At 71.5% G+C, this 17,725-nt stretch carries 20 protein-coding genes; 7 read left to right on the top strand and 13 right to left on the bottom strand.

Going from position 1 to position 17,725, the window contains the following annotated elements; translation table 11 throughout:
• Positions 1-1,063: 1,063 nt before the first annotated feature.
• Entirely contained in the window at positions 1,064-1,600 is a 537-nt protein-coding gene (locus tag KFLA_RS09280) for a DUF6817 domain-containing protein (protein WP_012919527.1), read from the top strand.
• 219 nt (positions 1,601-1,819) lie between these two features.
• Here KFLA_RS09280 and KFLA_RS09275 read toward each other — a convergent pair whose 3' ends face one another.
• Entirely contained in the window at positions 1,820-2,914 is a 1,095-nt protein-coding gene (locus KFLA_RS09275) for a LysR family transcriptional regulator (protein ID WP_012919526.1), read from the bottom strand.
• Positions 2,915-2,975: 61 nt separating this feature from the next.
• Here KFLA_RS09275 and KFLA_RS09270 point away from each other — a divergent pair, with 61 nt between their 5' ends.
• Both KFLA_RS09270 and KFLA_RS09265 read left to right on the top strand, forming a co-directional pair.
• Positions 2,976-3,980 carry an aldo/keto reductase gene (locus KFLA_RS09270; protein WP_012919525.1) on the top strand — a complete coding sequence of 335 codons (1,005 nt, stop codon included), beginning with the start codon at positions 2,976-2,978 and terminating at the stop codon, positions 3,978-3,980.
• Positions 3,977-4,456, top strand: coding sequence for a nuclear transport factor 2 family protein (locus tag KFLA_RS09265; RefSeq protein ID WP_012919524.1), 480 nt, complete (start codon positions 3,977-3,979; stop codon positions 4,454-4,456). Before KFLA_RS09270 ends, KFLA_RS09265 begins: the two co-directional genes overlap by 4 nt.
• 10 nt (positions 4,457-4,466) lie before the next feature.
• Here the strand turns inward: KFLA_RS09265 and KFLA_RS09260 are convergent, their stop codons facing one another.
• On the bottom strand, positions 4,467-4,829 hold the full coding sequence (locus tag KFLA_RS09260; RefSeq protein ID WP_012919523.1) for a hypothetical protein: 363 nt from the start codon (positions 4,827-4,829) through the stop codon (positions 4,467-4,469).
• 100 nt (positions 4,830-4,929) lie between these two features.
• On the opposite strand from KFLA_RS09260, the gene KFLA_RS09255 reads away from it, so the two are divergent.
• Entirely contained in the window at positions 4,930-5,340 is a 411-nt protein-coding gene (locus KFLA_RS09255) for a hypothetical protein (RefSeq protein WP_012919522.1), read from the top strand.
• A gap of 3 nt (positions 5,341-5,343) precedes the next feature.
• On the opposite strand, the gene KFLA_RS09250 is transcribed toward KFLA_RS09255, so the two are convergent.
• Positions 5,344-6,633 (bottom strand): DNA-3-methyladenine glycosylase 2 family protein, encoded by a 1,290-nt coding sequence (locus tag KFLA_RS09250; RefSeq protein WP_148256587.1) that lies wholly within the window; start codon positions 6,631-6,633, stop codon positions 5,344-5,346.
• Positions 6,634-6,684: 51 nt separating this feature from the next.
• On the opposite strand from KFLA_RS09250, the gene KFLA_RS09245 reads away from it, so the two are divergent.
• The 3 genes from KFLA_RS09245 (at position 6,685) to KFLA_RS37050 (ending at position 8,667) form a co-directional block, all read left to right on the top strand.
• Positions 6,685-6,870, top strand: a complete 186-nt coding sequence (locus tag KFLA_RS09245; protein WP_041289222.1) for a hypothetical protein — start codon at positions 6,685-6,687, stop codon at positions 6,868-6,870.
• Between the two features lie 74 nt (positions 6,871-6,944).
• A complete protein-coding gene (locus tag KFLA_RS09240) occupies positions 6,945-7,760 on the top strand; it encodes an isocitrate lyase/PEP mutase family protein (RefSeq protein WP_012919519.1) in 816 nt (271 codons plus the stop codon).
• 88 nt (positions 7,761-7,848) lie between these two features.
• On the top strand, positions 7,849-8,667 hold the full coding sequence (locus KFLA_RS37050; RefSeq protein ID WP_012919518.1) for a VOC family protein: 819 nt from the start codon (positions 7,849-7,851) through the stop codon (positions 8,665-8,667).
• 14 nt (positions 8,668-8,681) lie between these two features.
• On the opposite strand, the gene KFLA_RS09225 is transcribed toward KFLA_RS37050, so the two are convergent.
• The 10 genes from KFLA_RS09225 to KFLA_RS09180 all read right to left on the bottom strand — a co-directional run bounded on the left by KFLA_RS09225 (position 8,682) and on the right by KFLA_RS09180 (position 17,694).
• The gene (locus tag KFLA_RS09225; RefSeq protein ID WP_012919517.1) at positions 8,682-9,395 is read right to left on the bottom strand and encodes a PIG-L deacetylase family protein; all 714 of its coding nucleotides are present in this window, start codon (positions 9,393-9,395) and stop codon (positions 8,682-8,684) included.
• Between the two features lie 28 nt (positions 9,396-9,423).
• Positions 9,424-10,725: a D-arabinono-1,4-lactone oxidase gene (locus KFLA_RS09220; protein ID WP_012919516.1), complete on the bottom strand. Its 1,302-nt coding sequence runs from the start codon at positions 10,723-10,725 to the stop codon at positions 9,424-9,426.
• Between the two features lie 33 nt (positions 10,726-10,758).
• Positions 10,759-11,913 carry an amino acid deaminase/aldolase gene (locus KFLA_RS09215; RefSeq protein ID WP_012919515.1) on the bottom strand — a complete coding sequence of 385 codons (1,155 nt, stop codon included), beginning with the start codon at positions 11,911-11,913 and terminating at the stop codon, positions 10,759-10,761.
• A 44-nt stretch (positions 11,914-11,957) separates the two neighbouring features.
• Positions 11,958-12,743, bottom strand: coding sequence for a hypothetical protein (locus tag KFLA_RS09210; protein ID WP_012919514.1), 786 nt, complete (start codon positions 12,741-12,743; stop codon positions 11,958-11,960).
• A complete protein-coding gene (locus KFLA_RS09205) occupies positions 12,740-14,152 on the bottom strand; it encodes a M15 family metallopeptidase (protein ID WP_148256586.1) in 1,413 nt (470 codons plus the stop codon). Before KFLA_RS09205 ends, KFLA_RS09210 begins: the two co-directional genes overlap by 4 nt.
• 97 nt (positions 14,153-14,249) lie before the next feature.
• The gene (gene dapC, locus KFLA_RS09200; RefSeq protein ID WP_012919512.1) at positions 14,250-15,365 is read right to left on the bottom strand and encodes a succinyldiaminopimelate transaminase; all 1,116 of its coding nucleotides are present in this window, start codon (positions 15,363-15,365) and stop codon (positions 14,250-14,252) included.
• A gap of 118 nt (positions 15,366-15,483) precedes the next feature.
• The gene (locus tag KFLA_RS09195; RefSeq protein ID WP_012919511.1) at positions 15,484-16,362 is read right to left on the bottom strand and encodes an alpha/beta fold hydrolase; all 879 of its coding nucleotides are present in this window, start codon (positions 16,360-16,362) and stop codon (positions 15,484-15,486) included.
• Between the two features lie 28 nt (positions 16,363-16,390).
• Positions 16,391-16,987: a TetR/AcrR family transcriptional regulator gene (locus KFLA_RS09190; RefSeq protein ID WP_012919510.1), complete on the bottom strand. Its 597-nt coding sequence runs from the start codon at positions 16,985-16,987 to the stop codon at positions 16,391-16,393.
• A gap of 108 nt (positions 16,988-17,095) precedes the next feature.
• Positions 17,096-17,434 carry a GroES family chaperonin gene (locus KFLA_RS09185; protein WP_012919509.1) on the bottom strand — a complete coding sequence of 113 codons (339 nt, stop codon included), beginning with the start codon at positions 17,432-17,434 and terminating at the stop codon, positions 17,096-17,098.
• Positions 17,431-17,694 (bottom strand): DUF3618 domain-containing protein, encoded by a 264-nt coding sequence (locus KFLA_RS09180; protein ID WP_012919508.1) that lies wholly within the window; start codon positions 17,692-17,694, stop codon positions 17,431-17,433. The genes KFLA_RS09185 and KFLA_RS09180 overlap by 4 nt, the downstream gene beginning before the upstream one ends.
• Positions 17,695-17,725: the final 31 nt, after the last annotated feature.

Below are 17,725 nucleotides of genomic sequence, written 5' to 3'. Positions count from 1 at the left end.
TGTGGCGCGGCAGACGGCCTCAGTCGGTGAAGATGGCGCCAGTCATCGCAGAAGACGCCCCCGGCGGCCGCCCCTCAATCGCTCCCATTGGCTCCCACCGACCGCACGCGCCGCAGATCCCGATGGCGGGATATCCCCCGCCGTGGTGGGTTCTCCCTTGAAATTCCAGCAGGTAGACCCAGCATTTGAAGGGTTATGCCCTCGAATAGCGGCGTTCGGGTCGTTCGCCCGAACGCACGCCCTGGTACCCCCGCAAGCGCCGCGCGCGCCGGAACCACCCATCCGCCGGCCACGTACCACCGCCGTACCCACCTGCCGCCTCTACGCCCGGCCCACCCGCGCATCGGCACATACCTCAGAGCCGCTACGGCGTCTCCGGCACGCACTCGATTCCGGGGCGTACGCCGACCACATCGTCACCAGTCGCTGCACCGGTCGCGGGGGCCCGGTCGCGGGGCCCGGTAACCACCGGTCGCGGGGATCCGGTCGCGGGGCCCGGTAACGCGATGAAGGGATATCCGTGGCGATGGTGGGTTCTCCCTTGAAATTCCAACGGGTAGACCGAGCATTTGCAGGGTTATGCCCTCAGATTGGCGCGCTCGGGAGCGGCCGCAGCTCGTCCAGTACCGGCTGTGCTCCGCCGGTCGTTCGCCGGGCACATACACCCGCCCCTGCGCGTCAAGCGGCTGGGTACTTTCGTGCCGGACATCTGTCGTGCTGTGGATCCGGGCGTGCTGTGGATCCGGGCGTGCTGTGGATCCGGCGGGCCGTGGATCCGGGCGGGCCGTTGTCCGAGCGAGCGCGCTCGGGTGGTCGTGCGGCTGCGCACGTGGCGCCGGATGTTGGATGCGCACCACCCACCGGTGTCGGCCGCTGCGCGGAGGCGTCGGGTTCTGAGCGGACTCCGCGTCAGCGGTCGTCCGACGGTCTCGCGCATCCGGTGGAACTGAGGGTGTGACGTAGTCGGCACGCCGTGTCCTGGGCGGTGATCCCGTGGGCGTCGTACCGTGTTTGCTCTGGGTTCACCTTTGGGACCTGGCCGCTCCGTGACAGAAGGGGTCAGATGAGCACCTTCGAAGACCTGGGATCGCTGCTGCTGGTTCGGGGCGCGGACGAGTTGGACCACGCGGGCGGCACGCTGTACGTGCACCTGCATCGGGTGGCGAAGCGGCTGAGTTCGCTGGGAGCTTCCGACACGCTGGTGCTCGCCGGACTGGCGCACGCGGCGTACGGGACCGACGGGTTCCCGACGCATCTGTTCGACTGGCAGCACGAGCGGCCGGTGCTGGAAGCGGTCGTCGGCCCGGAGGCGGAGCAGCTGGTGTACCGGTACGGCGCCTGCGAGCGCGAGACCACCTGGCGCGACCTCGCCGAGCACCACACCGTCACGGATCGGTTCACCGGCACGTCCGAGGAGCTGAGCACGAGCGAGCTGCGCGACTTCGTCGACCTGACGATCGTCAACGAGCTGGACGTCCTGGACCACGCCCCGGCCCTCGAGCCGAAGCTCCGGCCGTACCTGCAGGAGCTCGTGCCCCGCTGGCGTTCACTCGCCTCGCCGAGCGTGCTGGCCGACGCACAACGCGTGCTCGGGTTCTGACCGTCTCGGACAAGACCACCAGCCACCTACCACCGCCCCGGTCTCCCCCTCTTCCCACCACGCGCACTCTGGTGGGTTAACCCCTCAACGTCAGGGTTGGCCCACCAGATTCCGATGGGCCAACCCTGCGTTCGATGGGTTGACCCACCAAACGCAGGTGCAGAGGGCGAGAGGCAGGGTCAGCGGTCGGCCGGCGAAGGCTGAGGTTCCACGCGCTGCTCATCCGCCGGCCGGGTCCGCCGAGCCGAACGTCTCGACCGACCCGACCGATCCGACCGACCCGACTGACCCAACCGACCCCACTGACCCCACGAAGTCGACCGACTCGACTGACCCCACGGAGTCGACCGACCCGACCGACCCGACCGAGCCGAACGTCTTGACCGACTCGACCGCCTCGACCGCCTCGACCGACCCAACCGGCCCGAACGCCTCGACTGACCCGACTGACCCGACCGAGTCGACGAAGACCTGGATGATTTTCCGAGGATCGTTGCGCCGCCAGGCCAGGGCGAGTTCGGCGGGCGGCAGGTCGGGCACCGGCCGGAAGACCAGGCCCGGGCGTTTGTAGAGGCGGGCGTTGCCCTCGGCGATGAGGGCGACGCCGATGCCGGCGCCGACCAGTTCGAGCACCTCGTCGGCGGCCGTGGCTTCGGCCGCGATCTGGGCCGGCCGGCCGGCGCGGGCCGCGGTGCCGAGCCAGAAGTCGCGCAGCGGGCCGGCCGCGGCCGGCAAGGCGACGAACGGTTCGTCGAGCAGCTCGGCGAAAGGGATCTCGGCGCGGTCGGCGAGTCGGTGCTGCGCGGGCAGCACCACCCAGCGGTTCTCCCGGATCAGCACCCGGGTCGCGAGGTCGTCGGACGGCAACGGAAGCCAGACGAAGGCGACGTCGCTGGTGGCGTCGGCCAAGCCGGCCGTCGGGTCCTGCCAGCCGACGAGCCGGAGCGACACCGTCCAACCGGGAGCCCGGTCGCGGAATCGCTGGGTGGCCGGGCGCTGCAGATCACGGCCGACTGCTGTCTGCATGCCGACGATCAGCTGATCAGGATGGCTCAGCGCCCGCGCCTCGGCGTACGCGCGGTCCCAGGCCTCGATCATCGTGCGCGCCACCGGGAGCAGCGAATTGCCCTGCGCGGTGAGCGCCAAGCCGCGTGGGAGGCGTTCGAACAAGGTGAAGCCGAGGCGTCGCTCCAGCGCGCGCAGCTGCTTGGACAGGGCCGGCTGGGACACGAACAACCGCGCAGCCGCGGCAGTGACGGTCAGTTCCTCGGCCGTCGCGACGAAGTACCGCAGCTCCCGCAGATGGGCGTCCATATCCGACGGTTATACCAGCAGGTCTTGGACCCGAACCCCGTCGTCGCCGCAGGGTAGGGGTATGACGAACACTCTCCCCCGCCGCGTTCTGGGCGAGCTCGACGTGCCGGCGATCGGCTTCGGCGCGATGGTGCTGTCGCCCGGCATGTACGGCGAGATCGACGACCGCCGAGCCGTCACCGCGCTCACGGCGGCGATCGATGCCGGCGGCACCTTCATCGACACCAGCGACGCGTACGGCGACCACGGCCACAACGAGCAGCTGGTGGGCACGGCGGTACGCGGGCGGCGTGACGAGGTCACCGTGGCCACCAAGTTCGGCCTGAAGCTCGCCGACGGCGCCGAGCCGCATCCGCTGAAGGTGGGCTACGCCTTCGAGGAGCTGGCGGTGAACGCGGAGCCGCGGTACGTCCGCGACCAGGCCGGCAACAGCCTGCGCAACCTCGGGATCGACGTCATCGACCTCTACTACCTGCACTTCCCCGATCCGCAGGTGCCGATCGAGGACTCGGTCGGCGCGATGGCCGAGCTTGTTGCCGAGGGCAAGGTCCGGGCGCTCGGCGTGTGCAACGTGACGCCGGACGAACTCCGCCGGGCGCACGCCGTGCACCCGCTCGCCGCGGTGCAGACCGAGTGGTCGATGTGGCGGCCAGTGGACCCCGGGCTGCTCGAAGTGGCCCGGGAGCTCGGCATCGGTCTCGTACCCTGGAGTCCCCTGGGAGCGGGTTTCCTGACAGGTACCGTGCAGCAGTTGGCCGCGGACGACTTCCGGACCAACGCGCCGCGGTTCGACCCCCGCAGCCTCGCGGCGAACAACGCGTCGTACGCCGCCCTGCAGGCGCTGGCCGCGGACCTCGGCATCACCCGGAGCCAGCTCGCGCTGGCCTGGCTGTTGCACCAGGACCCGGCGGTGGTGCCGATCCCCGGCAGCCGGACGCCGGAGCACATCGTCGAGAACCTCGCCGCGGCCGACATCGTGCTGCACCCGGACACGCTCGCCCGGATCGACGAGGTGCTGGCTCGTATCCAGCCCGTCGGCGGGACACTGCTGCAGGACGCCCGATGATCAGGCTCGGCGCACTCCTGCCGGCGGCGGCGCTGCTCCTCGTCAGCGCCTGTGGCCAGGACGCTGCACCGACGGCCGATCAAGCAGCCCCCGGCTCGGCAACCCCCGAATCGACCGCTTCCGCTCCGGCGACCACCACCCCCGCGACACCGCCCAGCGACGTGATGGCTGCTGCCCAGGCGTACGTCGATGCCGTCGCCCGCAAGGACCTCGACGGTCTGGTGAACGCGTTCCACCCCGACGGCCGCATCGTCGACGTGTCCCGGACCATCGCCGGGCACGACGCGATCCGCAGCTGGGCGCGCAACGAGGTGATCGGCGGCATCCTGCAGGTGGTGGACATCGTCGAACGCCGCCCGGACGGGCAGAAGCTGCTCGTCCGGTGGGCACCGGCCGGGTCGACCGGATGGCTCGCGCACTACGACTTCACCAGCCGCGGCGACCGGATCAGTGTCGCGGAGCTGCAGTACGCGTGACCTGCGGCCGTCAATGGCCGGCGAGTTCGCTCATGGTGGTCAAGGTGACGGTGAGCAGCAGGGCGCCCAGCGCGACGGCGGTGCAGAGCCAGAGCGGGAAGTCGGTCAACGCGGTGGTCGCGGCGAAGGCGAGCGGGCCGGCGTGCACGCCGGCGAACCGCCGGTGGCGACGGAGCCAGCGCAGTACCGGTGGGGCGGGCATGCCGACCGGGGCGAGCAGGATCAGGACGACCAGGGCGATCAGCAGGCCGCGGCGGTCGAGCGCCAGGGCGGCGATGAGCAGCCAGCCCAGCGGCGCGAAGACGAGCAACCACCAGGGTGGCAACCAGGCGTCCGCCTGACTGCTCTCCGGTCCGACTCCGGCGTCCGGCACGGCCCTGCGCCTCCTTCTCGCCCGGCCCCCGCACAGACGAGTTTGGCACGTCCCGCGGACATTCCTGGAAATCGGCGGCCGGCCAACGCATGATCGAGAGATGGCCCAGTACGAAGTGATCGCCCGCGCCCGGCTCGACCGGCGACCGTCCACCTCCGACTACCTCGACCTCGCTCTCGGCTCGGCGGCGCTGGACAAGGGCATGCGCTTCGTCCGGGTGGACGACCTGCCCGACGGCCGCGTCGCCGTCGTCCTGCAGCACCGGTTGAGCCCGCGCAAGCACGACCAGGCGGCCGCGATGGCGAACCGCAGCCTGGCGCAGCTCGGCATCCCGGCGAGCCGGGTGCAGCAGATCGACCTGGTCCGGATGAGCCGGAAGGGGCGAGCTCTCGTCCGCTCGTGGGTCACCCCTGACTCCAACGGCCCCGGCACCGCCGGCGACCGCGCGCCGCGGACCCCGCACCCGACGCCCCCGTCCCTGCAGGCAGCCCGGGACCTCCCCACCAACTGACCGCTAGTACGTCGTGAGATAGGTCGCGGCGACAGCTCGGTGCGGGCGCCAGCGATCGGAGACCTCCGCGGCCACTTCGGCGTGCAGCGAACGCGGGAAGACGTCCTGGTGCCCTAACCGCAGGGCGATCCAGTCGGCAGTGTCCGGCATCAGACCAGGCACTGTGGTCAGCTGAGCGAGCAGCACCTCCGAAGAGCCGCCTTCCAGCGAGACCCGCCCGTCAGCGACGGCCGCCGCCAGCGACTGGACGATGCCTGTGGACGATGAGGCCAGCACCTCGGCCGACGGGAACAGATGGGTCAGCCTGTCGGTCAGACCAGGGACCGGCTGACCGCACTCCTTCACCAGCCGGCCCAACTGGGCGCGCGTCTCCTTTAGCGAGTGATCCTGGGCGGTCACTGCCTGGACGGCGATCTCCAGCGCGCCCCACGCGCCCGGCACCCGGAGCCCGGGCCGGGCGACGACCAGCGGGCCGAGCAGCGGATCGCGCAGCAGCCGGTCGGCCGGCTCCGACGCGACACCGACCAGCCGCGCGGCCCGTTCGACGACGTGGATCAGGCCCTCCCAGTACGGCAGGTGCGCGCGCAGCATCAGCACGTCGCCCTCGCCCGGCCCGATCTCCAGTACGCCGGCACCGCCGTCCAGCCCGATCGTCCGGCGGTAGACCCGGTCGGACACCGATTCCACCCCCGGCACCGCCCGCGCCGCCAGGTGGTCGACCATCGCATCCCAGTCGTACGGCGGCTGGTACGGCAGCCGCATCAGCAGCCCGCCGTCGGCGGCGAGCCGGTCCGCCCGGCGCCGACGGTCGCGCAGCTCGCGCGGAGCCGCCCGGAACACCTCGCGCATCTCCCGGTTGAACTGCCGCAGGCTGCCGAAGCCCGACGCGAACGCGACGTCGGCGACGGTCAGGTCGGAGTCGTCCAGCAGCCGCCGGGCGAAGTGCGCCCGCCGCGACCGGGCCAGCTGATCGGGCGTCACCCCGAGGTGGTCGCGGAACAACCGCCGCAGGTGCCGCGGCGACATCGCCAGCCGCTCCCCCAGCGCCGCCTCCGTGCCGTCGTCCAGCACGCCGTCGATGATCAGCTGCACCGCCCGGCAGACCAGCTCGGGCGCCCTCGCGTCCACCGGCCCCGCGACCCGGTACGGCCGGCAGCGCAGGCAGGCGCGGAACCCGGCGGCCTCCGCGGCCGCGGCGAGCTCGAACGTGCGCACGTTCTCGGCCAGCGGCTTGGCCCCGCACCCGGGCCGGCAGTAGATGCCGGTCGTCACCACCGCCGAGTACGTCGTCACGTGCCAGGTATAGGCCATCGACCGGGTCCGGGCCAGCCGGATCCGGACATCGTGTACCTGTCCGAATTCGGCCAGACGGCGGCGGTCCGGAGCATCGATGCTGCTGGAGTCACCCCGATCCAGGAGGTTCAACCAGTGCTCACCGAGGTCTTCCCCCTCGAGCTCGAACCCGGCAAGCAGGCCGAGGCGATCGCCGAGTTCGTCGAGATCGACCACGAGCTGCTCGTCAGCCACTGATCAGCAGCCCCGACGTGCCTTCGCCTCGCAGCCGGGGCCGGAGGCGCGGCAGGCAACGAACGAAAGGACTTCGCATGACGCTGCAGGACAAGGCATCGGCTTTGCGGGCGCTGGACCCGCTGGTGCTGCCCAACGCTTGGGACGCGGCCAGCGCCGTCGTCATCGCCGAGGCCGGGGCGCCGGCGATCGCGACCACCAGCGGAGGGGTCGCCTGGTCGCTCGGCCGGCCCGACGGTCAGGCGCTGACCCGGGCCGAGATGGTCGAGCAGGTACGCCGGATCGTCGCGGCGGTGGACGTGCCGGTGACCGCGGACATCGAGGGCGGCTACGGCCCCCGCCCCGACGACGTCGCGAAGACGATCACAGCGGTCGTCGACGCCGGCGCTGTCGGCGTCAATCTGGAGGACTCGGTCGCGCCGGGCGGCCCGTTGTTTCCGACTCTGGACCAGGTCGCACGGGTGGCCGCGGCCCGGTCGGCCGCGGTCGAAGCCGGGTTGCCGGAGTTGCTGATCAACGCTCGCACCGACGTGTTCCTGTTCGGCGTCGGTGCTCCCGAGGGCCGGCTGGACGAGGTCCTCGCCCACGCGTCGGCGTACGGCGAAGCGGGTGCGGACAGCTTGTTCGTGCCCGGCCTGGTCGAGCTGGACGTGGTCGCGGAGCTGGTCCGCCGCTCGCCCTTGCCGGTCAACCTGATGGCCGGGCCCGGTGCGCCGAAGGTTGCCGAGTTCCTGGCGCTGGGTGTTCGCCGGGTCAGCGTTGGCACATCGGTGGCCCAAGCGGCGTACTCCGTCGCCCTGCGGGCCGCGCGCGAACTGCTCGCGCACGGCACGTACACCGAGCTCGACGACGCCGCCGACTTCGGCACGCTGAACGCCTACTTCAGCCGCTGAGCCCACTCCGTCAGCCGCTCGACCGGCCGGGCTGCAGAACCCGGCAAATCGTCAAGACGCCGGCGTCGAGCGCTGCCACAGTGGGCGGATGACGCCACCGACAATCATCCCTCGGCTCGTGGTCCCGGACCCCGACGCGGCCATCGCCTTCTACCGCGCAGCGCTGGAAGCCGATCTCGCGTCGCGGTTCGAGCTGGACGACGGCTCGGTCACGCACGCCGAGCTCACCGTCGGCGGCGCCGCGTTCTCCCTGACCGCCGAGGTACCGCAGTGGGGTCTGCTCGCCCCGGCGTCGCTGGGCGGGTCCCCCACGCTCGTCACGCTCACAGTGGACGACGCACCCGCGCTCGGCGCCCGGATGGTGGCGCACGGCGCGGTCGTCACGGTGCCGATCGAGGATCGGCCCTACGGACGCTGCGAAGGTCGCGTGCGCGATCCGTTCGGGCACCTGTGGATCATCAGCCACGTCACCGAGCAACTCTCCGACGACGAGGTCCGCCGCCGCCTCAGCGGCATCACCGCACCCAGCTCCACGCCCGCGACCACCGATCCCGCAGCCGTCCGCCGGATCGTGCCCGACCTGCCGCTGGCCGACCGCGAACGCTCGATCGACTTCTACGCGCAGCACCTGTCGCTCGACCTCGCGATGGACCTGGACTGGGTGCTGACCTTCGTCTCCCCGACCGACGAGCACGTGCAGCTGATCCTCATCCGGCAGGACCGGACAGCGCCGGTACGCCCGTCGGCCACGATCGAGGTCGCCGACGTCGACGCGATCCACCACCGCCTGGTCGAGCACGGATTCCGGATCGTCCACCCGCTCACCACCGAGGCCTGGGGCGTACGCCGCTTCTTCGTCGAGGACCCGAACGGCACCGTCGTCAACGTGATGACGCACGTCCACTGAGCCGGACCCACCGGTCAGACCGTGAAGACCTCGAACGACGTCGCGAACTGGGTGCCGAGGGCGGTGCCGGCCTGGCGGGAGATGCCTTCGAGGAACTCGGCGGGGTCGAAGTGCGGCCAGTTCAGGCCCTCGATGTAGGCGCGGTGGGCGCGCAGCGAGTCGACGCCGAGCTCGAAGGTGTCGGTGGTGTCGACGCCGTGCCGGCTCTGCGGCGACCCGCCCGCCCAGACCTGCCGTACGCCGTCCCAGCGCTCGCCGGCGTCGGGAAAGATCCACCGGTTCGCGGCGTCCCGGGCCGCGTCCAGGGTGGCCCGGCCGGTAGCGATGTGGTCGGCCTGGTTGAGCGTCACGTCGCCGTCCCAGGTCTCCCGGAAGTTGTTCGTGATCACGATCTCCGGCCGATGCCGGCGGATCGCGGCGGTGATCAACCGGCGCAGCGCGACGCCGTACTCGATCGTGCCGTCGGGCTGGCCGAGGAACTCGACCTGGTCGACGCCGACGATCCGGGCGGACTCGATCTGCTCGGCCTCGCGCAACGGGCCGGACTCGGCCGGCGCGACGCCGTCGATGCCCGCCTCGCCGGAGGTGAGCAGGACGTAGACGATCTCCTTGCCCTGGCCGGTCCAGCGGGCGATCGCGGCCGCCCCACCGAACTCCAGGTCGTCGGGGTGCGCGACGACCGCCAGCGCCTTCTGCCAGTCCTCGGCCACAGGTTCCAGTGCAGTCATCTCCGCAGACTACTGGCGCGCCGGTCAGTCAGTCGCCGAAAACCTGACGGGTGTAGGGATTCGCGAACGCACGCCCCGGGTCGAGCCGGTCGCGCACCGCCAGGAAGTCACCGAAGTGCGGGTAGAGCTGCGCGAGCCGCTCGGCGCCGAGCGTGTGCAGCTTGCCCCAGTGCGGCCGGCCGCCGTACCGGGCGGCGATCTGCTCGAAGGCGGCGAAGTACCGGCCGTGGTCGAGCCGGTGGTACTGGTGGATCGCGAGGTACGCCGTCGCCCGGCCCTGCGCCGTCGACAGCCAGACGTCGTCGGCGGCCGCCACCCGGACCTCGATCGGGAACGGGAACCGCTCGCCGGACCGGTCGATCCAGCTCCGCAGCTCGCCCAGCACCTCGACCAGGTGCTGCCGCGGTACGGCGTACTCGGACTCGCGGAAGACCACGTTGCGCTCGGAGCAGAACACCTTGTACGACGCGTCGACGTACTCGCGCGCGGACAACGCCCGGGAGGCCACCTGGTTGATCTTCGGCACCAGGTTCGGCCGGCGGACGGCGAGCCGGTTGGTCAGCTCGAACACCTTGTTGGACAGCAGCTCGTCGTCCACCCAGCCGCGGATCCGGCTGACCGGCGAGGCGCCGACGCCGGCCTTGACCCGGTTGTTCCGCTTGGTCAGCGCGAGATCGGTGTGCGGAAACCAGTAGAACTCGAAATGGTCGTTGCTGTCGGCAAGCTGATCGAATCCGGCCAGCACCTCGCCCAGCGGCAGCGGCATCTCCTGGGCCCGCAGCAGGAACGCCGGCACGCACTGCAGGGTGAGCGAGGTGATCACGCCGAGCGCGCCGACCGAGATCCGGGCGGCGGCGAACACGTCCGGGTTCTCGTCGGCCGAGCAGGTCAGCACCGAGCCGTCGGCGGTGACCAGCTCGAGGCCCACCACCTGGGTGGCCAGGCCACCGAGCCGGGCGCCGGTGCCGTGGGTGCCGGTGGAGATCGCGCCGGAGATCGTCTGCTTGTCGATGTCGCCGAGGTTGGCCATCGCCAGGTCGAAGGAGGCCAGGCCGGCGTTCAGCTTGGCCAGGCCGGTGCCCGCGCCGACGGTGACCAGGCCCGAGTTCTTGTCCGCGGACCGGATCGAGGACAGACCGTCGAGCCGGACCATCACCTGCTCCGGCACCGAGCAGCCGGTGAAGGAGTGGCCGGAGCCGACCGCCTTGAGCTTCTTGCCCTGCTCGGCGGCGGCCTTCACCACCGCCGCCACCTCGTCCGTGGACGACGGACGCAGCACCTCGACGCCGGTCGCCGACTCGGTGCCCGCCCAGTTCCGCCAGGTGCTCATCAGCAGCTCGTCTCCTCCGCCGGTGCCGGCTCGTTATCCGAAGTTCTTGCCCTCGCCCCGGTAGCTGACCAGCTCGGTCAGCTCGGCGCCGTCGATCGCGTACAGCCGGTCGAACCGCTCCAGCATCTCGCCCGCCTTGGCGTACCGCATCCAGACCCGGTCGCCGATCTTCAGGCCGCGCGCGTGCTCGCCCTCGACCGGCGTCTGCACCTCACCGGCGCCCTCGGTCCCGAGCAGCCTCAGGCCGAGCGGCCAGGCCGGGACGGGCAGCCGCGACTTCTTGGCCGGGCCGGACGCGACGTACCCGCCGCCGAAGAGGGTCGCGATCCGCGGCGTCGGCCGGCGCACCACACCGAGCGCGTAGGCGACCGCGGGCTCGGGCTGGAACACGTCGTACCGGTCGAACAGCGTCGGCCCGAAGAGCCCCGATCCGGCCGTGACCTCGGTGACGACAGGGTCCGCGCTGCTGATCTCGATGCTGCCGGTACCACCGCTGTTGACCAGCCGGAGCGGAGCCAGCTGCTTGAGCGCGTCGACGACCGCGCCACGGCGGTCGGACAGTTCCGCGGCCGAGCGGCGCTTCACCCAGCGGACCGCGGGTGAGGTGTCCGGCAGTCCGGCGATCTGCGCCTCGTAGAACATCACGCCGACGAGTTCGAAGGCTTCGTCCGCGACCACCTGGCGGGCCAGCGCGACGACCTGCTCCGGCGTGCGCAGCGGCGATCGCCGGACGCCGAGGTGCTGGCCGAGGACTCGGAGCGAAGCGTCGACGTCGAGGCAGATCCGCAACCGTTCGCCGCCGCCGGTGACCTGCTTGACGAACGCCAGGTGCTCGATGTCGTCGACCATCAGCGTGATCCGCGCGGCCGCCTCCGCGTCCTGCGCCAGCTCGCGCAGCGCCGCGCGATGCACGGTCGGGTAGCCCATCAGGAGGTCGTCGACTCCGTTGCGGGCCAGCCAGAGCGCCTCCGGCAACGCGTAGCTCATCACGCCGTGGAAGCCGGGCCGCGCCAGCGCCTCGGCGATCAGCGCCCGGTTGCGCACCGACTTCGACGCCACCCGGACCGGCGTACCGGCGGCGCGCCGGACCAGGTCGTCGGCGTTCCGGCGGAACGCGGCCAGGTCGACCACCGCAAACGGCGGATCCAGCTCGGCCGTCAGCCGCCCGTAGCGCTCGAAGTCACCCATGGCTGGAGTTTAGAGCGACGGATTACTGAAAGGTAGTGCAGGTTCTAGGCCGAATCGATCACGGCTTTCAGCGCGGGAACGACGCTGCGCGCCCAGTCGGCGCCGGCCGACGGGTCGGAGTCGGCGGCCAGCAGTGCCACCGTCGCGCCTTGCACCACCGAGGTCTCGACGAAGGACTCGGCCCCGGCGTACCGGCGTACGGACGCTGCGGCTGTGGGCTCCGACCAGAGCTGTTGCACGGCGAGCTGGGCGTCCGGCGGATTCCCGCACGCCGCCATCCGGGACTGGTAGCCGCTGAAGTAGGCGGTCGCCTTCGCCGCGTCGGCGAAGCGCAGCAGGAGCGCGGTGGCGGGCTTGTCGGCGCCCGTCCGGTACGACGCCTGCAGAGCGTGGCGGGGCACCGGCAGCGGGTCCTTCGGGAGCTGACCGGCGCAGCCGACCGGCAGAGCCTCGTACGCCGCCTGGTGCGCTGACCGCTGCCGGGTCCAGGTCTTGTTGCCGAGAAAGCCCTCCTCGGCACCACCTGGATCGACGTACGTCTTCCAGCCGCCCAGCTTGTCGGCTGTGGGCAGGTTCTCGCCCGACACCGGACCCGCCGTCGCGGGCGGCGGAGCGGTGGCCTGCTCCGCGTCCGTCGGGGGCTGCGCTGCGTCGGTCGGCTTCGCCGTGTTGAGCGTGACCGTGGGGACCGGGACCGTGCCGCCGACAGTGACCGGGATCGGTGTCGTCGGCGGTGGTGAGGCCGCGGTGTTGTCGCCGGAGGCCGGGCTGCAGCCGATCAGCAGCCCTGCTCCGGCGACGGCGGCTGCTGCCGCCAGTACGGACCTCATCTCGGCTGGAAGTGCTGGTAGTCGGGCTTGCTCCACCCGGCACCCCAGAAGTAGCCCTGGCCCACCAGCGACCTGGTGGCCGTGCTGTTGGTGAAAAGCATGCCCGGGCGGACCCAGGAACGGTTGCGGTACGACAGGCCGTTCGACGGGTACCAGACGTTGTTGGCCGCGAGGTACGGGTTCTCCACGGTGTTGATGTCGATCGCGTGGCCGTAGGAGTGCGGCGACAGGGCGTACGGATTGCCGGTGACCTGGCGGCAGTTGAAGACCGAGGTGTTGTCGGCCGCCATCGCGCGGATGTCGCTGCCCCCGAAGACGTCGACGCGCTGCATCCGGCGGATCGGGAACTTGGCGTTGAAGGTCGCGGTCCAGACCTTGATCATCTTCTGCACCGCGGCGTCGCGCACGATCAGCTCGCCCTTGTGCACCAGGCCGTCGAAGCCCCAGTAGTTCATCGTCAGCAGCCGCAGCGAGCCCGGGCCGACCGGGCAGCCGGCCCGGTAGGTCTTCGGCACCATGCTGGCGGCGACGGCGTACACCTTGGGGTTGAGTCCGGCCTTGATCACGATCCAGGCCGTCGGCGAGACCTCGACCGCGGCGGCCGGCACCCCGCGACTGACCACGCGGACCGTCCGGCTGGACGGGAAGTTGTCCGGCATCCGGAGCCGGAACCTGCCGGCGGCGTCGGCCTTGACACTGGTCAGCCAGCGCCAGGCGCCGTTGCCGAGGCGGTCCTGGAGCACCACCTCGCGGCCGGGCTCGGCGGGCACCAGCGAGCCGGTGACCGCGACACCGGTCAGCGTGACGTACGACGCGGCCGGCTTGGTGACGACGATCTTGCGGTCCAGCGCGGTGCCGATCACGGCCGGCGACATCGCCGGGGCGCCGTAGAACTTCGGGCCGATCACGGTCCGGAACGTGGTGCGGATCGCGGTCGTCGGCGTGTAGGTGATCCGGTACGCACCACCGGTCGTGGACTGGGTCGCGCCGCGCAGCACCCAGCCACCCGGCAACGCCTGCCACAACGAGATGTACCACTTCTGGGCCCCGTTGCTCAGCCTTCCGCTGAACGTCAGCGCCCGGTCCTCCCAGACCGTCACCGGCTGCGCCAGCGAGATCCCGAGCGCCGCGGCGGCCACCTGTGGCGGCGTCGAGGAGCTCGGCGTGGGTGTGGTGGTGGGCGGAGTGGAGGTCTCAGGCGGCGGAGATGTCTCCGCCGGCGGCGTGCTGGTTTCGCTCGGCGGTGGCGTACTCGTTTCGCTCGCCGACGGCGCCGGCGTCTGGTCCTGGCTCGCCGAGACCTCCGGCGAACTGGTCGGCGCAGTTGGGCCGGCAGCCACCGCTGCTGTTGGCAGTAGCGCAACCAGCAGTGTGGATGCCGCAACTATGGACAGGCTTCGTCGAGCCATGTGTGGTCCTCTCCCCTCCTGGCGGATCCGCGCGGACCCCACCACCCCTTAAGAGGCACTCAGAGGGGAAGACGTCACACAAGACTCCGAGGTTCGCTTATTCGTGCAATCTTTTCGCTGCGGCGTCGACCCGCTCGTCGGTGCCGGTCAGCGCAACCCGCACGTGCCGCTCCCCCGCCGCCCCGTAGAACGCCCCCGGCGCGACCAGGATGCCCCGGTCAGCCAGCGCCGCCACCGACCCGTACGCGTCGTACGCCGGGTGCTCGGCCCACAGGTAGAGGCCGCCCTGCGACAGGGTGATCTGCCAGCCGGCGCCGGTCAAGGCCTCGCGCAGGACCGAGCGGCGACGGATGTAGCGCTGCCGCTGCTGCTCCACGTGTGCATCGTCCGCGAACGCCGCCGCCATCGCCGCCTGGATCGGGGACGGCACCATCAGGCCGGCGTGCTTGCGGACCGCGAGCAGCTCGGCGACCACCCGCTCGTCCCCGGCGACGAAGCCCGCGCGGTAGCCGGCCAGGTTCGACCGCTTCGACAGCGAGTGCACAGCCAGCAGGTTGTCGAAGGACCCGCCGCACACGTCCGGGTGCAGGACGGAGGCCGGCTGCTCGTCCCAGCCGAACTCGACGTAGCACTCGTCGCTCACCAGCAGGACGCCGTTCGCCCGGGCCCACTCCACCGCGGCCCGGAGCTCCTCGGCCGGGGTGATCTGCCCCGACGGGTTGCGCGGCGAGTTGAGGTACGCGACGCGCACCCGGCCGTCGTACCGGGTGACGTCGGGGACCGGCACGCTCGTCGCCCGGGCCAGCGCCGCGCCGGCCTCGTAGGTCGGATAGGCCAGGTCGGGAATCAGCACGGTGTCACCTGCGCCGACACCGAGCAGCGTCGGTAGCAGCATGATCAGTTCCTTGGTGCCGATCACCGGCAGCACCCCGGCCTGCGGATCCACACCCGGCACCTGGAGACGGCGGGCCAGCCAGTCGACCACGGCCTGGCGCGCCGTCGACGTACCGATCGTCGTCGGGTACGCCGGTGCGTCGGCCGCGTCCGCCAGGGCCTGCTTCACCAGTTCCGGCACCGGGTCGACCGGGCTGCCGATCGAGAGGTCGACGATGCCGTCCGGGTGCGCGGCCGCCTTCTGCTTGAAGGGGGCGAGCTTGTCCCACGGGAAGTCCGGCAGCCGGCTGGAAGTGGAGCTGGAGAAGAGGTCCGTCACTCCCGCATTCTCTCCTGCCCGCTCGGCGCGGCGCTTCCGGCCGCCCGACCGGCGGACAGCATCGGCGCCTGAGCCGCGCGTTGCGCCGGGTCTGCTCGCAGCGGCAGACCGGAGACTGTCAGGCCGGCGAGGCGGTGAAGAAGTTCACGACCAGCTCGACCACGCCCGGATCGCGCAGGATTCGGCGGTGCCCGAGGCCCTCGGTCAGCTCGACGCTCGCGCCCGGCCAGACCTTGCCCAGCCGCAGTGTGCCGTCGGCGTCGGTCTCCCGGTCGTCGCGGTCGTGCACGGCCAGCAGCGGCGGCAGCTCCCGCCGGGCGGCCAGGCCGGCCACCACCGACGTCACCTCGAAGGCGTCCATCGGCCCGAACCGCCGGGTGAACCGGCGCAGGAACCCGGCCCGCACCCGCGGCCCGAACCCGAACGCCGCCTGGAACGCGTCCAGCGTGACGACGAAGTCCGTCGCCGCGGCGACGAACACCGTGCGTCCCGGCTCCACCCCTTGCTTCATCGCCTGCGAGATCGCCGCCGCCCCGAGCGAGTGCGCCACCACCCCGTACGCCGGTCCGCGGTCGGCCACCACCACCTGGAACGCCTCGGCCAGCTCCAGCAGCGTGCTCCGGCTCGGTCCCTCCCGACCAGGGCCGGACTCCCCGTGGCTCGGCGCGTCGTAGGCGACCACCCGGAACCCGGCGTCGACCAGCGGCGGCACGAACGCGCCGAGCTGCAGTCCCCAGCCGCCCCACCCGTGCACGAGGTACACCAGCGGGCCGTCGGTGCCGTACACCTGACCACGGATCACGCCGGGCTCGAACGGCACCTCGAACGGCGTACCCGCGGGCAGCTCGACCCGCGGGCGCCGCACCTCCACCGGCACCGGCCTCAGCTGGAACCAGACCCGGTGCAGCAACCGCGCACCGAGCGGCGGCGCCACCCTCTCGGCCAGCTGGAACACCGTCGCCAGCGACCGAACGGTCGTGCTTTTCTTGGCTGCCACTTCTCTCCCCCTCGGGTCGTTGCCGCGATCAGATCCGCGCCGCGGCGATCAGCGCGTCGAAAGCGGCCCGGGCCCGGGCATCGGCCCGGTCGTCGCCGAGCAGCCGGCTGGCGTGGTGATGGGCCATCAGCACGCCCTGGAGGTCGAACACGAACTGCTCCGGGTCGACGTCCGGGCGGAACTGGCCCTCGGTGATCCCGGTCCGGAAGACCGTCGCGATCGCGTCGACGTAGTCGCGGTACGCCTGCAGGAACCGGTCCCGGACCGGACCGGGTGGCGCGTCGTCCAGCTCGGCGGACGCACTGTAGAAGAAGCAGCCGCCGGGCAGGGCGAGATCACCGCTGTCCCAGCGCAGCATGCGGTCGAACAGCGCCCGCAGCCGGGCCTCGCCGCGCGGCGCCTTCAACGCCGGCCGGATCACCCGCTCGGCGAACAGCTCTCCGGTCCAGTCGATGACCGCGAGTTGCAGCTGCTCCTTGGACTTGAAGTGCGAGAACAGTCCGCTCTTGGAGAGATTGGTCCGCTCGGCCAGCAGGCCGATGCTCAGACCGCTGAGACCGATCACGCTGGCCTGGTCCGCGGCGACGTGCAGCACCGCCGCCTTGGTCTCCGCCCCCTTGGTCACCCGACCATAAGAGCACGACCGTGCGGTTCGCGGCAAGCGGTCAGCAGGTACTTCACGCGGCGAGCCCCGGCGCGATCCGCGCCGGGGCCCACGTCACGTCGTACAGGACTACAGGTAGAGGCCGGTCTGGCCGTCCTCCAGCCGTCCGGCGGCGACCGCGTGCAGGTCCCGCTCGCGCAGCAGGATGTAGTCGTCGCCGCGCACCTCGACCTCGGCGCGGTCCTCCGGGTCGAACAGCACCCGGTCACCGACCTCGACCGTGCGCACGTTGGCACCGATCGCGACCACCTTGGCCCAGGCCAGCCGGCGGCCCATCTGCGCGGTGGCCGGAATCAGAATGCCGGCCGAGGACTTGCGCTCACCCTCCGCCTCCAGCGCGACCAGGACCCGGTCGTGCAGCATCCGGATCGGCAGCTTGTCGTCGGAGAGCCGCTTGCGAGCGGTCACCGGCGGCCCACCAGCTTGCGGATCATCACCAGCGCGCCGACCACACCGACGATGGCCGCGCCGACCGCGACCAGCTTCTGCGTGCGCAGCTCACCGCGCTCGTCGAAGACCTGCGCCTTGGCCTGCTCGACCTGCCGCTTGGCGACGTTCCTGGGGTGCGCGCGGTCGACCAGCTCGTCCACGGTCGAGGCCAGTCGCGCACGGGTGGCGGCGATGTCCGCCTCGATCTGCTCGGGGCTCCGAGCCTGCGTGTCCGACACCTGTCCGACGCTCCCTTCACTTCGTCCGGGC

This window comes from Kribbella flavida DSM 17836 (assembly GCF_000024345.1).
GTDB classification, from domain to species: domain Bacteria; phylum Actinomycetota; class Actinomycetes; order Propionibacteriales; family Kribbellaceae; genus Kribbella; species Kribbella flavida.
This window is presented reverse-complemented; position numbering and strand designations above follow the sequence as displayed.